Genomic DNA, 15,643 nt, shown 5'->3' with positions numbered 1-15,643 from the left:
ATATGTTACAAAAGATTTATGACTGGATTGATGATCGTATTGATATTACGCCTATCTGGCGGGATATTGCTGACCATGAAGTACCAGAACACGTAAATCCCGCACATCACTTCTCAGCTTTTGTGTATTGTTTTGGTGGATTAACGTTCTTCGTGGTAGTAATTCAAATTTTATCTGGTATGTTTTTAACAATGTATTATGTACCAGATATTGAAAACGCTTGGAAATCAGTTTATTACTTACAAACAGAAGTGGCACATGGGCAGATTGTCCGCGGAATGCACCACTGGGGTGCAAGTGTTGTAATCGTAATGCTTTTATTACATACGTTACGTGTATTTTTCCAAGGGGCATACAAGAAACCACGTGAACTTAACTGGATGGTTGGAGTTCTCATTTTCTTTGTAATGCTTGGATTAGGTTTTACAGGGTATTTATTACCTTGGGACAACAAAGCTTACTTTGCAACACAAGTAGGACTTGAAATTGCTGAACAGGTTCCTTTTGTTGGTGATGAACTAAAAACGCTATTAGCAGGTGATGATGAAATAGTTGGAGCACAAACGTTAACCCGTTTCTTTGCTATTCATGTCTTCTTCTTACCAGCTATCTTATTTGCGTTAATGGCAGCACACTTTGTATTAATACGTAGACAAGGTATTTCTGGACCACTATAAAAAGGAGGGGAAAGCGATGCATAAGGGAAAAGGAATGAAATTTGTTGGAGACTCACGTGTTTCCGCAGAACGCAAATCACAAATACCAAAAGATTATTCTGAGTATCCTGGTAGAACAGAAGCTTTTTGGCCCAACTTTTTATTAAAAGAGTGGTTAGTAGGTGCTGTATTCTTAGTTGGATTTTTATGTCTTACATTAGCACATCCATCGCCTCTTGAAGGAATGGCAGATCCAACAAATGCATCCTATATACCATTGCCAGACTGGTACTTCTTGTTCTTATACGAATTACTGAAATATGAATTTGCTAGTGGACCATATGTATTACTTGGTATTTTAGCTATACCAGGTCTAGCATTTGGATCATTATTACTAGCACCGTTTTTAGATAATGGTCCTGGTCGTAGACCGCACCAACGTCCGATTGCGGTAATCATGATGATTTTAGCGTTAGCTTCCACAATTTGGTTGACTTACGCTTCTGCAGAACATGTCAATTGGGAAGAACGAGCTGAAATGAATAAACCAGTACCACCAAGCGACGTTGAAATCGACATGGAGCATGCTGGCTATGAAGTATATAGCAATAACTGCTTACAATGTCATGGAGATGCACTTCAAGGCGGTGCAGCGGCTCCTACTTTAATCGGAATCGAACATTCTGCTGAAGAAGTCGCTGATATTGCAAGAAATGGTTTTAATACAATGCCTCCAAATATGTTTACTGGTTCTGATGAAGAGTTAGAACAACTAGTTGACTTTATTATGTCGACTAATGAACAGGCTGCAGAATAATACTTGCAACAGTAGATGCACCTTTACCAATTCTGGTGAAGGTGCATTTTTAATAAGGTAGTACATTGTTTCGGAGGGGTAGATTAGTGTGATAAAAGCCATATTAATGGATAGACGAGTTTTATTTCTATTATTTTGTATCAATTTAGTTGGAACGATTTATGGTTACTATTGGTATAGAGGGCAATTAGCGATTACACCAGATATATTTTTATTATTTGTTCCTGATAGTCCTACTGCTAGTCTTTTTTTTACGTTGGTATTAGTGGCTTTTTTATTTCATAAAAATATACCGATAGTCGAAGCTTTAGCTATCATCACACTGTTTAAGTACGGAATTTGGGCCGTCGTCATGAATGTACTTACATTATACGTTAATGGCAATTTGGCTCCTGAGGGATATATGCTAATGGCTTCTCATGGCGCTATGGCAATTCAAGGACTATTGTATGCACCATTTTATAACATAAGGCTACGGCATATCGTGATTGCAGCAGTTTGGACACTACATAATGATGTGATCGACTATGTATTTGGCATGATGCCGATTTATTCGTCCTTATCATCTTACATGGATGAAATCGGATATTTCACGTTCTGGTTAAGCATTGTATCGATAATGATCGCGTATAAACTTACAGTGAATAAGAAAAATAGTCTTAGCCATCCTGTTATAAAGTAATACTGGCTGACATATGGTTATAGAGATGATTCTCAATTTAAATGAGGTGATCTCTATGCGTACGTCGCACATGAAAAAAGCCTTCCTATGGATCATCATTGGACTCTTTTGTTTTTTACTAATCGATGTGATAAATAGGGAAGTGGTTACTGCGAATACCGGACAGCAGGAAAAGGGGAACGATGACATGTTTCCCTTTTATTGGTTAGTAATTATTGTCGGTGGGATAATAGCAAGCACATTATCTTATGTTAGCTGGAGAAAATATAAAGGGGAACAGAAACAAAAAAATCAAGAAACTGACTAATTAATTGACGGAGAGGTCGATTTTGACTAAAATTGACCTTAAAGAAACCAATATAGTAACGATGGAGGGAATACTACGAATGGGTGCGTATCTTATCTATTTTATATTAATAATGCTAGTCCCACTATGGGCACAATCACGAGTAAAGAATACGTATAAAAAGTATTCAAAAGTCGCTACGTCATCCATGATGACCGGTGCTCAAGTGGCACGTAAGATACTTGATGATAATGGTTTATACGATGTACAAATCGAAGAAACAAAAGGGATGCTTTCTGATCATTATGATCCACGCAAAAAAGTGGTTCGCCTATCTTCTGGCATTTACCATGGCCATTCAATGGCTGCTTCTGCGGTTGCTGCACACGAAGTTGGTCACGCGATACAGGATCAGGAATCGTATGCGTTTCTTCGTTTTAGAACAGCATTAGTACCAGTAGCAAGTTTCGGATCTAATGTATCATTCTTTTTAATTATTGCTGGTTTCCTATTAGGTATGCTAGAACTAGCAACAGTTGGTGTAGTGTTTATGGGGGCTGCAGTATTGTTCCAGCTTATAACATTACCAGTTGAATTTGATGCATCTAATCGAGCAATGACACAGCTAGTATCCACTGGCGTTATCCGTAATAATGAAGAACGTGAAACAAAGAAAGTGTTAAATGCTGCAGCAATGACATATGTCGCCGCTGCACTAGTAGCCGTTGCAGAATTATTGCGGTTTGTATTTATGATTGTTGCTAGTAATCAAGATTAAAGCTGTTCCTTGATTTAAATAATTAAAAAAGGGCTGAACAATATTTTTGTCCAGCCCTTTTCATATGGTTAATGATGAATCGGATTCTTGTTTTCATCTAATGTAAAACCTTCTCCAACTACATCGTGAACAGAACTTACTGCTACAAAAGCATGTGGGTCTATCCCATTAATAATGTTCTTTAGCTTCACTATCTCATTTCTTCCAACAACACAATACAGTACATCACGTTTTTCACCAGTAAAACTACCTCGACCATCCAATACGGTAACACCCCGGTCCATTGTATTCATAATCTTAGCGGCTATAGCATCACTTTTCGCTGAAATAATAGTAGCACCTCGAGCAGAATAGGCTCCTTCCTGAATAAAGTCAATCACTCTTGCACCGACATATACTGCAACTAACGTATACATACCTTGCTCCAATTGAAGGATGGTAAATACAGATGTAGCAATTACGATAAAATCAAAGAGAAACATTGTTTTCCCCATGCTCCAACCAATATATTTATGTACAATTCGTGCTATAATATCGACTCCACCAGTAGTTCCTCCATAACGAAATACAATACCTAGACCAACTCCAATAAATACACCTGCAAATAAGGCCGCCAACGTCATATCATTTTCTAGATTAATCGGAAATGGATTGATTTGAAATAAACTTAAAAATAATGACACAGCAAACGTACCGATGATCGTATAAAGAAAGGTATTTCTTCCAAGAAATTTCCAACCGATAAACAAGACGGGCACATTTAAAATAATATTTGTAATTGCCGGATCCCAATGAAAGGCAAAATATAAAATCAGGGTTATCCCAGTGAAACCACCTTCACCCAAATTATTCTGCATGTTGAAATGAACGATACCAAATGAAAAAATTGCCGCACCGAGCAAAATAAATAAAATATTTTTAATTCGTAAACCAAAAACCATGTCGTTACCTCCATCAATGTCGTGTTGCGTTTTCTACACACTTTCTTTATTATAATCAATTTAATATAGAAGGACAAACTTTGACCTGGCGTCTTAAAAATTTGTCAAATGCTCTGCTATTCGCTACCATTAACAATAGATGATGTAGGTAAAGGAGAACTGATTAAATACAATGACAATTTATTCAACAAAAGATATTCAAGAACGCGTTGATCGCTATATAAGCCAATTTAAAGAAGGTTATTTTTCACCATTAGCACTTATGGCCCGTTTAACAGAAGAAGTAGGAGAATTAGCTCGTGAAGTAAATCATCATTATGGTGAAAAACCAAAGAAAGCAACTGAGGATGAAAAAACGATTGAAGATGAGTTAGGAGACATGATATTTGTCTTGACCTGTTTTGCAAATTCGTTACATATTGACTTATCGGAGTCCTTTAATCGTTCGATGACTAAAATTGAAACGAGAGATAGGGATCGATGGACACGTAAGGATTAATGATGTTCTAGGAGGGTTAGCACATGACACGTAAAATTGTTATTGCAGGTCCACGTGGTAGGATGGGCTCTGAGGCTGTTCAAATGGTACTGAGAGAAAATGACTTTGAATTAGTTGGTTGTATTGACCGAATCGTTAGTGATGTACCTATGTTAAATGATAATCACATACCTGTATTTTTGGATGCTGAGGAATGTTTCTACAAAGTAAACCCAGATGTATTAATAGATCTTACTAATACAGAAACGAGCTACAATCACTGCATTATGGCTTTACAAAAGCAAATTCACTGTGTTGTTGGGACAACTGGATTTACCAATGCACAGCTTACAGATTTGAAGACCATTGCACATGCCAATAAAACCGGCTGTATTATCGCACCTAATTTTGCGATTGGGGCTATTTTAATGATGCAATTTTCTAAGATCGCAGCAAAGTATTTTTCTGATGTAGAAATTATTGAGAAACATCATGATCAAAAAATGGATGCACCATCTGGTACTGCCGTTAAAACCGCTGATTTAATAAAAACAATACGTGAGCCAAAAAAACAAGGACATCCAGAAGAGACTGAAATAATGCCGGGCGCTAGAGGGGCTGATGATGAAGGAATCCATATTCATAGTGTGCGCTTGCCTGGATTAGTTGCGCATCAAGAAGTGATTTTTGGGGGAGAAGGGCAGACTCTCACCATCAAACATGATTCAATTAGTCGATCATCCTTTATGGATGGGATTAAGTTTTCGATTAATCAAGTAATTAAGCTCAAAGAATTCGTATACGGATTAGAAAATGTTTTGGATATAGAATTAGACTAATTTTTGGAGGAAACTAATGAATATTGCGTTGATTGCCCATGATAAAAAGAAATCACAAATTATTAGTTTTGCTGTTGCATATCAATATGTTTTACAAAAGCATTCATTATATGCAACTGGTACAACCGGAAAAATGATAGCAGAGGAAACCGGATTAACGATTCACCGTTTTCAGTCTGGTCCACTTGGTGGTGATCAGCAAATTGGCGCGATGATTGCCAACAACGAAATGGATATGGTAATTTTCTTCCGCGATCCATTAACTGCACAGCCTCATGAACCGGATATTAGTGCCTTAATGCGTTTGTGTGACGTATACCAAGTGCCACTGGCAACCAATATGGCGTCATCTGAATTATTTATTCATGGCCTAGAACGTGGGGATGTGGATTGGAGAAACGTAGTAAAAGCTAATAAGGATCGTGAAACATGAAAAAGATAGGAATAACCTGTTACCCATCAGTTGGGGGATCAGGTGTTATTGCAACCGAACTAGGTATATTAATGGCGGAGCAAGGTCATGAAATCCATTTTATAACAACAAGCTTGCCATTTCGTTTAACTAAAGTGTACCCCTCGATTTATTATCACGAAGTAGAGGTAGGTCATTATCCTGTATTCCAATACCCGCCATATGATCTTGCCTTGGCAACGAAAATGGCCGAAGTGATTGATCGGGAAGAATTAGATATATTACACGTTCATTATGCAATGCCACATGCCATATGTGCAATCCTAGCACGTGATATGGCCCAACGAGATGTAAAAATTGTTACAACCCTACATGGTACCGATATTACGGTATTAGGTATCGATAATACCTTTAAACGAATGATTAAATATGGGATAGAAAATTCTGATGCTGTCACCGCTGTTTCTCACGATTTAGTGAAGCAGACAAAAGCTAGAATTGACGTTAAAAAGGATATTGAAGTTATTTATAATTTCGTTAATGAACAAGAATATCACAAGAAAGACCTCGAATCCATCAAGGCGCAGTATGGAATTTCAGAGGATGAAAAAGTAATCATTCATATATCAAATTTTCGTAAGGTCAAACGGTTGGACGATATCGTTCATTCGTTTAAACGGATTAATGATAATGTACAAGCTAAGCTATTATTAGTTGGAGATGGCCCGGAATATTCTACGACTTTCCAGCTTGTTCAAAACTTAGGATTACAAGACGATGTACTGTTTCTAGGGAAACAAAAGAATATTAGTGATCTCTTATCAATATCGGACTTAAATCTTTTAATGTCTGAAAAAGAAAGCTTTGGTTTAGTATTATTAGAAGCAATGGCATGCGAAGTTCCTTGTATCGGAACGAATGTCGGTGGTATTCCAGAGGTGCTGAAGCATGATGAAACAGGGTATATTGTGGAATTGGGAGATATAGCTGCTGCAAGTAGTTATGCGATTGAATTGTTACAGAACGATACATTACTCCATACGTTCTCTAAAAACGCGGTTAATCATGTTAGGAATAACTTCCACTCCTCACTGATTGTTAAACAATACTTGGACTTATATGATAAAGTGCTAACCACTATGTAACATGGATACTCCTATCCATATGAAACAGGAGGTATAAAAGGTGAAGCAGTTACCAAATGCTTTTCGTGAAGCATTGTTTATAATTCAAACAATCGAAGCAGCCGGACATCAGGCATATTTTGTTGGTGGCTGTGTTCGTGACTTATTCTTGCAACGATCTATTGGTGATATTGATATAACCACGTCTGCAACACCTGAAGTAATACTTGAACTATTTGACCAAGTAATTCCGGTTGGTATTGAACATGGAACAGTAATCGTAAGGCATGCTCATGTATCATATGAAGTAACAACTTTTCGAGTCGAAGGGAAGTACTCTGATCAACGCCATCCAGACTCTGTTGAATTTATCGAAAAAATTGATAAAGATTTGGAACGGCGTGATTTTACGATTAATGCATTAGCGATGGATAAGAATGGCACAATTATTGATTTGTTTCAAGGAGAAGAAGACCTTAAGCGCCATTTAATACGTACTGTTGGAAATGGTGTCGATCGATTTAAAGAAGACCCGCTACGAATTTTACGAGCAATCCGCTTTTCAAGTCAATTAGGTTTTTCAATCGAGGAGGAAACAAAGCAAGCGATCCTTGCAGTCAAACCGAACCTTGAAGGACTTGCAATCGAACGAATTACCAAAGAGCTACAGAAGACCTTCGCAGGAGATTCGGTTACAAATGGTTTGAATTATATTCACGAGCTTGAGATAGATAAACATCTTCCTGTTTTAAAGGAACTACCATTACTTCAAGTACTACCACGTCCTATTAAACCATTGCAATCATTAGCAGAGGTGGTCTGTCTAATTCATTCTCTAAAGCAAGATTTAAGTATACGTGCTATTACGCGAAACTGGAAATGTTCCAATAAAATCGTAAAAGAATCGCTACAACTTCATGAAGCAATATGCTACTATAAATTACATGGGCTTGACAATTGGCTAGTTTATCAACTATTACCAGATCTACACAACAGTTTTTCTAGGCTTACCGATATCTTATTTCCTAAAAAGGTAGAAACTATTCAGTTGGCTTCACTATTAGATAGTTTACCAATTAAACATCGGTCAGAGATTAAGATTAATGGTAATGATTTGGTTAGCATGTTTCCAAATGAAACAAAAGGACCATGGATTCAGAAATTGTTAACCGCTATTGAAAAACAAGTTGTATTAGGAAATATTCGAAATGAGACATCACTTATAAAGGATTGGATAAAATGGAATCCACCCGTAACAAATTAATTCAGCTTTTGTCCAAAGAAGAGGATACATTTATTTCTGGTCAAGTGATTTCAGATAAGCTTAATCTTTCAAGAAATGCAATCTGGAAGCATATGAAGGAATTGGAAAAAGACGGATACAAGATTGAAGCGATACGAAATAAGGGCTATCGGATTATCGAAATTCCGAAGAAGGTTAGTCAGAATACAGTCCAATGGGGATTGAAAACTAAATGGCTGGGCAAGACGCTTATTCATCGTGAGTCTACGACCTCAACACAGCATATCGCACATCAATTAGCGTCCGAGAATGCGCCACACGGAACTGTTGTAATGGCAGATGAACAAACTGCCGGGAAAGGACGACTTAGCCGATCATGGCATAGTGCAAAGGATAAAGGGATTTGGCTAAGCATCGTTTTACGACCCACAATTGGACCGAATCTTGCACCACAGCTTACTTTGTTAACAGCAACTGTACTGGCAGATGTTATGCAAAACAAGCTACATGTAACACCAAAAATAAAGTGGCCAAATGATATCATTTTATCGAATAAAAAGGTAGCAGGCATTCTAACCGAAATGCAAGCAGAACAGGACCAAATTCAATATATTGTCATCGGAATAGGTATAAACGTCAATCAAGAACAAGAAGAATTACCAGATGACATTCAAGCGAGAGCAACCTCTCTAAAGATCGAAACGAATAAAGACTGGGATTTGCATGTATTAATCCAAGACATATTACTGACATTCGAAGAGACCTATTCCAATTATCTTGAGAATGGTTTTCAAACGGCAATCAAGCAAAAGTGGGAAAGCTATGGTTATCGCATTGGTGAAACGACAAAAATTAAGACAATAAAGGATGAACAGGAAATTAAAATTATGGGCATTGCTGACGATGGTGCATTACTGGCATCGTACCAGGATGGGACGATTAAAAAGGTTTATTCTGGTGAAATTGATTGGTTTTCTAACGGTAGCAAGTAAGAAGATGCAGGATATCTTTACATAACAAAAGATAGGGCAGACTCTTATCGTACAGTTAGATAAGAGTCTTATTCACATGTTTGAAGGCAATATGAAAAAGAAATGCTTACGAACGAAATTTTTTATAAAAGGTGGTGGAGCAATGAACCCAATGAACCGTTATGTCGTAGTCGATTTGGAAACGACAGGTAATTCATCGGCGAACCAAGACAAAATAATAGAAGTCGGTATCGTCGTAATCGAAAACGACCAGATTGTTGATGAATTTTCGACGATGTTATCACCTGGTAAAGAAATTCCACCATTTATTACAAAATTAACCGGCATAACCGATGAGGATGTTAAACAAGCTCCAACATTTCAGGAAATGGCAGATACTATTGTTCATCTATTTGAAAATAGTTATTTAATTGCGCATAATGTTCCCTTTGACCTAGGATTTTTAAATGCAGAGCTCACTGCCATCGGAAAAAGGCGCCTTCATAACCCAGTAATTGATACCGTAGAGTTAACGAGAATATTGTATCCACAGGCCCCTGGTTATAAGCTAGGTATATTAGCAGAATATCTTGCTATTACGCATGATAATCCTCATCGAGCATTGTCAGATGCGTATGTAACAGCGAAGCTCTTTATTAACTTAATGCAAAAGCTTTCTTCGCTACCATATGAAACACTTAGCCAACTTCTAAAGCTAGAACCGATGCTGAAATCCGATTTATCACTACTTTTACAAGCTATGCAGACCACCTCAGCATTTAATGAGAATTCTCATGTGGTTTCCTATAAAGGCTTGGCATTTCGTGATTTAACGAGTGATAAGCGGGAAAAAGTTCTTCTTTCATCCTCATATGGCGATTATTTGGATGCTATTTACGAGGAAGATGGGGCAATGGCCGCGGAAATGAAGCATTATGAAAAACGTGATGGACAACGAGACATGTCAGAAATCGTTTATGATGCATTTCAATCCCGAAAACACGCTTTAATAGAAGCGGAAACAGGTACTGGAAAATCCTTAGCTTATTTACTACCAGCCGTGTACGAATCTGTTCACTCAAATAAACGAATTGTCATAAGTACGTATACGACTCAATTACAATCACAATTATTAGAGGAAGAAGTACCGCTTATTAAGAAGCTAGTATCATTTCCATTTTCTGTTTCGTTATTGAAAGGGAAACAGCATTACATCAGCCTCGAAAAATTTGCGAATGAGCTATTCTCCGATCAACAGGAGAATTATGATGTAGCCTTAACGAAAGCAATGATATTAGTTTGGTTACTAGAGACGGAAACAGGCGATATTGATGAATTACATTTACCTTCACATGGACAACTATTTTATAAACGAATTTCTGCTGATACAGAAGGGCAACTGGATCCATTTTCACCCTGGTATAAATACTCATATTATCAAAAAGCGAGAAGAAAAGCGCAACAATCGAACATCATTATTACAAATCATGCGTTATTATGCACCGATATGTTTCATGACTACCAATTCTTACCGTCATATGAAAAAGCAATTATTGATGAAGCACATCATCTAGAAGAAACAGCTGCTAAACATTATGGATTGAAGCTAGATTATGTAAACATGCAACATGTTTTTAATCAGTTGGGTTCGTACAGTGAAGGGAAATGGATTTCCTCGCTAGTAAACGATAAAGAAACTCCAGAGCTTGAACAAGCTATTCCGAAAGAACGTTGGGATGATTTATATGCTTTGATTAAATATGAATTGGATGATTTATTTCGAACTATATTCCAATATGTTTTACATCAACAAGGTACTTCGAAGACACTAAGTGATGTCGGTCGAATACAATACCGATATCAGAGCGAGAAAGAACAGTCAACGAAATGGTTAACGATAAAAGAAATGGCAAGTCGAATGATTTATTATTTACGTGATCTTATTCATTTATTAACGGGTCTAGAAAGTGTCGTGACGAATAAAGAAAATCTTGATAGTGTACAACAAAAAATAGAAGTTCTCCAATCGTTTATCGATGGATTGGAACAACTTTTCTTACTCGACAACGATACGACAGATGTAAAATGGATAGAAATCGAAGCATATGGAGCAAAGAACGCGGTTTATTTGTATAGTGAACCTGTAAGTATTGCTTCGATTTTATCAGAAGGTTTTTTCAACCAAAAAGAAAGTGTCGTCTTAACGAGTGCTACGTTAACCATGAAAAACTCCTTTACTTTTATTCAAAAAAGGCTTGGATTAACACCGGAACAAGTAGTAACGAAAAAAATAGCGTCACCATTCTCTTATGACCAACAAGTACAGGTATTGATTCCGAATGACTTTCCAGCAGTTCAATATGGCGATACTGACGATTTCATATTTGCTACCTGTGAGTCAATCCTTAGCCTCGCTGAGATTACGAACGGAAGAATGCTCGTATTATTTACCTCTTATGATATGTTGAAGAAATCGTACTATTTATTAAAAGAAATAATGGAGAATGACCAGTTCGTTCTTATTGCTCAAGGAATCTCTAGTGGAAGTAGAGCAAGGCTCAAAAAGAATTTCCAAACCTTTGACCAATCTATCTTATTAGGAACTAGTTCTTTTTGGGAGGGTGTTGATATTCCCGGGGATGATTTGTCCTGTTTGATGATTGTACGGTTACCATTTCAGCCACCTAACCATCCGGTATATGAAGCAAAGGCTATCGAAATGAAAAAGAATGACGAAAATGCCTTTTATGACCTTTCCTTGCCAAATGCTGTTATCCGTTTTAAACAGGGATTCGGCCGATTGATACGTTCAACCAATGATAGGGGAATCGTATTTGTCTGTGATGCTCGAATTATGACAGCACGTTATGGGAGCTATTTTACCGGATCGATTCCTGCTGTACCAATTACCTTTGATTCAACAGCGAAGTTAATGGAAAAAGCCAAGAACTGGTTTTAAAAACGAGCAAAAAAAGAACTGACGCATGTAGCATCAGTCAATAGGATGGTATGGTGTTTAGAGAAATTTTGGTTGAAATAAATAAAAACAAAACAAAAGAATGATTTGTTGTTATAATGTATGTGTTTCATCTTATTTAAGTTCAACGTTACTTATAGTATAAACAGCCATTAGACAACTATGTCTTACAAATATTGATAATAAAAGAAGTGAATTGTCATGTATAGCATAATGGAGGGTGAATTTTAGGATGCAAATGATAGCTAGTCAAGATTTAAAACGTATTACTAAATTGTTACGAGAAGTTGGATGTAGACCAACAGTGGCTTATGTATAGAAAACGGATTGATTTTCCCTCCTGGACGAAGTGGGTAGTTCTTGCTTTTATACTACTAATAATTGCGTTTATCACTTTTTTTGTTATTGTTTATACTAGTATTCAATCGAGTAAAACAGATGGATATGATGCTGCTCGTAAGCGTGTATTAGCGGAAACAGATATTGTTGAAATTAATGATACGATGAGATTTTATGGTGATACAGGATATCATGTAATATATGGAACGAAGCGCGATAACGAAGAGCAGATTGCCTTTGTTCCTGATACCAAAAAAGAAGACATAACAATCGTAGCACAGGAAGATATCATCACTTCTGACACAGTTAAACAAAACTGGGAAAAAGAATGCTCAGCCTGTGAGTTTCAAGCTATTGTCCCTGCCATTATTAAAGGCAATGCACTGTGGGAAATAACCTTTACCGATGAAGCTAATCGCTATGTTATTAATTATGTATCCATGTATGATGGTACACAATATGAGGAATTTCGTTTTAATAAAATGTTTGAATAAGAGAGGGAAAGTTTATGGAAATCGCAAACAGAGTGAAGACACTGACACCATCAAGCACATTGGCCATTACGGCTAAAGCAAAAGAATTAAAACAAAATGGCTATGATGTAATTGGTCTTGGTGCTGGGGAACCAGATTTTAACACACCAGCATATATCCTAGAAGCTGCTAGAGAAGCAATGGATCTTGGAATGACTAAATATACACCAACAGGTGGAATTAATGAGTTAAAACAAGCCGTTATCGAAAAGCTCTCTCGTGACAATAATTTAACCTATAGCGCCAATGAAATTATTGTTACATCTGGTGCAAAACATGCTTTATACACGCTTTTTCAAGTCATATTGAATGAGGGAGATGAGGTCATCGTACCATCTCCGTTTTGGGTAAGTTATCCGGAACAAATTAAATTGGCTGGTGGTACTCCTAGTATTGTTAGCGGACTAGAGGAAAATAATTTTAAAATCACGCCCGAACAACTAGAAACTGCTATTACCGCTAAAACGAAGGCAATTATTATTAACTCGCCAAGCAATCCTACCGGTATGATGTATACTGAAAGTGAATTAAAAGCACTAGGTTCTGTATGTACAAAACACGATTTACTCATTATTTCTGATGAGATTTATGAAAAGCTTATATATACGAACGATAAACATGTTTCTATTGCACAGCTTTCAACCGAATTAAAAGAACGGACAGTGGTCATTAATGGGGTTTCCAAATCACATGCTATGACAGGATGGAGAATAGGCTATGCTGCTGGACCTGTCGCTATTATTAAAGCAATGACAAACCTTGCATCCCATTCCACATCAAATCCAACTTCGATAGCACAATATGCATCCTTAGCTGCTTACCGAGCGAAAGAGGATCCAACGATTGAAATGCGTAAAGTATTTGCAGAAAGATTGAATGCGTTATATGATTTAATAGTTGAGATTCCAGGTGTAACCTGCCAAAAGCCCCAAGGAGCGTTTTACCTATTTCCAAATGTCTCCCAAGCAGCAAGCTTAACCGGCTTTGAATCGGTTGATGATTGGGTTTCTGCTTTGCTGGAAGAGGAGAAAGTGGCAATTGTTCCTGGTTCTGGGTTTGGTGCACCAGATTACGTACGGTTATCTTATGCAATCTCTAAAGAACAACTAGAGGAAGCAGCTAAGCGAATTCGTCGTTTCGTAGAAAATCATCTAAAATAAGATTTAACTACTGTTCGTCCTTTTTTGTAACGAGCGAAAATGTAATGGAGGTATAAAATTGAAAACAACAATCGCACAAGTATCTAAATTTGAAGGTAAAGAAGTCACAATCGGGGCTTGGCTAGCTAACAAGCGCTCTAGTGGTAAAATCGCATTTTTACAACTACGTGATGGAACTGGATTCATGCAAGCCGTAGTAGTAAAAAGTGAAGTAGATGAAGAAACATTCCAACTTGCTAAAAACATCACTCAAGAATCATCTATGTACATAACAGGTACAATCGTTGAAGATACACGTTCACCATTAGGTTATGAAATGCAAGTAGCAAGTATTGAACTAATCCATGAGTCAGTAGATTATCCAATCACACCGAAAGAGCATGGAACAGAATTTTTAATGGATCATCGCCATTTATGGTTACGTTCTAAAAGACAGCATGCTGTTATGAAAATCCGTAATGAAATCATTCGTGCCACTTATGAATTTTTCAATGATAATGGCTACGCGAAGGTGGACCCGCCAATTTTAACAGCTGCATCAGCAGAAGGTACTACAGAGCTATTCCATACGAAGTATTTTGACGAAGATGCCTATTTATCTCAAAGTGGTCAATTGTATATGGAAGCTGCAGCAATGGCTTTAGGAAAAGTATTCTCATTTGGGCCAACTTTCCGCGCTGAAAAATCGAAAACACGTCGTCACTTAATTGAATTCTGGATGATTGAACCAGAAATGGCCTTTGTAGAACACGATGAAAGCTTAGAAATTCAAGAGAATTACGTTAGCTATATTGTTCAATCCGTTCTAAAAAATTGCCAATTAGAGTTAAAAACATTAGAACGCGATACAGCTAAGCTTGAAAAAATTAAGGCGCCATTCCCTAGAATTTCATATGATGATGCGATTACTCTATTAAAAGAAAAAGGATTTACCGATATTGAATGGGGTGAGGATTTTGGTGCTCCGCACGAGACAGCAATTGCGGAGAGCTTTGACATGCCTGTCTTTATTACGAATTATCCGGCATCCATTAAAGCATTTTATATGAAACCAGATCCTACTCGTGATGACGTAGTACTTTGTGCAGACCTTATTGCTCCAGAAGGATACGGCGAAATTATCGGTGGTTCACAGCGTATTGATGATTTAGAATTAATGCAACAACGTTATGAGGAGCATGGATTAACAGGACCTGCTTATCAGTGGTACTTAGAGCTAAGAAAATACGGTAGTGTACCACATTCTGGATTTGGCTTAGGGTTAGAACGAACTGTCGCATGGTTATCAGGTGTAGAACATGTTCGTGAAACAATCCCATTCCCACGTTTATTAAATCGTTTATATCCATAAAAATACGTTTCCAACTCATCCCTTGCCACACTTGTGCAGGGGATTTTAATCTCATA

Annotated in this window: 16 protein-coding genes; 15 read left to right on the top strand and 1 reads right to left on the bottom strand. The window is 37.3% G+C overall.

Features of this window, described 5'->3' with window-relative positions; genetic code table 11:
• The first annotated feature begins 2 nt into the window (after positions 1-2).
• The 5 genes from qcrB (at position 3) to JF53_RS08895 (ending at position 3,219) form a co-directional block, all read left to right on the top strand.
• Positions 3-677, top strand: coding sequence for a menaquinol-cytochrome c reductase cytochrome b subunit (gene qcrB / locus JF53_RS08915; RefSeq protein WP_047980053.1), 675 nt, complete (start codon positions 3-5; stop codon positions 675-677).
• Positions 678-693: 16 nt separating this feature from the next.
• Entirely contained in the window at positions 694-1,473 is a 780-nt protein-coding gene (locus tag JF53_RS08910) for a menaquinol-cytochrome c reductase cytochrome b/c subunit (RefSeq protein WP_047980054.1), read from the top strand.
• Positions 1,474-1,561: 88 nt separating this feature from the next.
• Positions 1,562-2,155 (top strand): lipoprotein heptaprenylglyceryl N-acetyltransferase LhaT, encoded by a 594-nt coding sequence (gene lhaT, locus JF53_RS08905; protein ID WP_083443592.1) that lies wholly within the window; start codon positions 1,562-1,564, stop codon positions 2,153-2,155.
• Between the two features lie 55 nt (positions 2,156-2,210).
• Positions 2,211-2,462, top strand: a complete 252-nt coding sequence (locus JF53_RS08900) for a sporulation protein YpjB (RefSeq protein WP_047980055.1) — start codon at positions 2,211-2,213, stop codon at positions 2,460-2,462.
• Between the two features lie 79 nt (positions 2,463-2,541).
• Positions 2,542-3,219, top strand: a complete 678-nt coding sequence (locus JF53_RS08895) for a zinc metallopeptidase (protein WP_083443590.1) — start codon at positions 2,542-2,544, stop codon at positions 3,217-3,219.
• Positions 3,220-3,287: 68 nt separating this feature from the next.
• Here JF53_RS08895 and JF53_RS08890 read toward each other — a convergent pair whose 3' ends face one another.
• On the bottom strand, positions 3,288-4,160 hold the full coding sequence (locus JF53_RS08890; protein ID WP_047980056.1) for a YitT family protein: 873 nt from the start codon (positions 4,158-4,160) through the stop codon (positions 3,288-3,290).
• A gap of 172 nt (positions 4,161-4,332) precedes the next feature.
• Between JF53_RS08890 and JF53_RS08885 the strand changes: the two genes are divergently transcribed.
• From JF53_RS08885 to asnS, 10 genes are all read left to right on the top strand, one after another.
• Positions 4,333-4,659 carry a nucleotide pyrophosphohydrolase gene (locus tag JF53_RS08885; RefSeq protein WP_047980057.1) on the top strand — a complete coding sequence of 109 codons (327 nt, stop codon included), beginning with the start codon at positions 4,333-4,335 and terminating at the stop codon, positions 4,657-4,659.
• A gap of 23 nt (positions 4,660-4,682) precedes the next feature.
• Entirely contained in the window at positions 4,683-5,477 is a 795-nt protein-coding gene (gene dapB / locus JF53_RS08880; RefSeq protein ID WP_047980058.1) for a 4-hydroxy-tetrahydrodipicolinate reductase, read from the top strand.
• Between the two features lie 16 nt (positions 5,478-5,493).
• Positions 5,494-5,910 carry a methylglyoxal synthase gene (gene mgsA, locus JF53_RS08875; RefSeq protein ID WP_047980059.1) on the top strand — a complete coding sequence of 139 codons (417 nt, stop codon included), beginning with the start codon at positions 5,494-5,496 and terminating at the stop codon, positions 5,908-5,910.
• A complete protein-coding gene (gene bshA / locus JF53_RS08870) occupies positions 5,907-7,034 on the top strand; it encodes an N-acetyl-alpha-D-glucosaminyl L-malate synthase BshA (protein ID WP_047980060.1) in 1,128 nt (375 codons plus the stop codon). Before mgsA ends, bshA begins: the two co-directional genes overlap by 4 nt.
• 40 nt (positions 7,035-7,074) lie before the next feature.
• Positions 7,075-8,277, top strand: a complete 1,203-nt coding sequence (locus JF53_RS08865; RefSeq protein ID WP_047980061.1) for a CCA tRNA nucleotidyltransferase — start codon at positions 7,075-7,077, stop codon at positions 8,275-8,277.
• On the top strand, positions 8,253-9,248 hold the full coding sequence (locus tag JF53_RS08860) for a biotin--[acetyl-CoA-carboxylase] ligase (protein WP_047980062.1): 996 nt from the start codon (positions 8,253-8,255) through the stop codon (positions 9,246-9,248). The genes JF53_RS08865 and JF53_RS08860 overlap by 25 nt, the downstream gene beginning before the upstream one ends.
• A gap of 76 nt (positions 9,249-9,324) precedes the next feature.
• A complete protein-coding gene (gene dinG / locus JF53_RS08855; protein WP_236686930.1) occupies positions 9,325-12,186 on the top strand; it encodes an ATP-dependent DNA helicase DinG in 2,862 nt (953 codons plus the stop codon).
• Positions 12,187-12,515: 329 nt separating this feature from the next.
• A complete protein-coding gene (locus tag JF53_RS08850) occupies positions 12,516-13,037 on the top strand; it encodes a cell wall elongation regulator TseB-like domain-containing protein (protein WP_047980063.1) in 522 nt (173 codons plus the stop codon).
• A 14-nt stretch (positions 13,038-13,051) separates the two neighbouring features.
• Positions 13,052-14,236 carry a pyridoxal phosphate-dependent aminotransferase gene (locus tag JF53_RS08845; protein WP_047980064.1) on the top strand — a complete coding sequence of 395 codons (1,185 nt, stop codon included), beginning with the start codon at positions 13,052-13,054 and terminating at the stop codon, positions 14,234-14,236.
• Between the two features lie 58 nt (positions 14,237-14,294).
• Positions 14,295-15,587 carry an asparagine--tRNA ligase gene (gene asnS, locus JF53_RS08840; RefSeq protein ID WP_047980065.1) on the top strand — a complete coding sequence of 431 codons (1,293 nt, stop codon included), beginning with the start codon at positions 14,295-14,297 and terminating at the stop codon, positions 15,585-15,587.
• The last annotated feature ends 56 nt before the right edge of the window (positions 15,588-15,643 follow it).

It is taken from the genome of Ornithinibacillus contaminans (genome assembly GCF_001038425.2).
GTDB lineage: Bacteria > Bacillota > Bacilli > Bacillales > Amphibacillaceae > Ornithinibacillus > Ornithinibacillus contaminans.
Note: the sequence above shows the minus strand (reverse complement) of the source record. Positions and strands in the feature narration are given on the sequence as shown.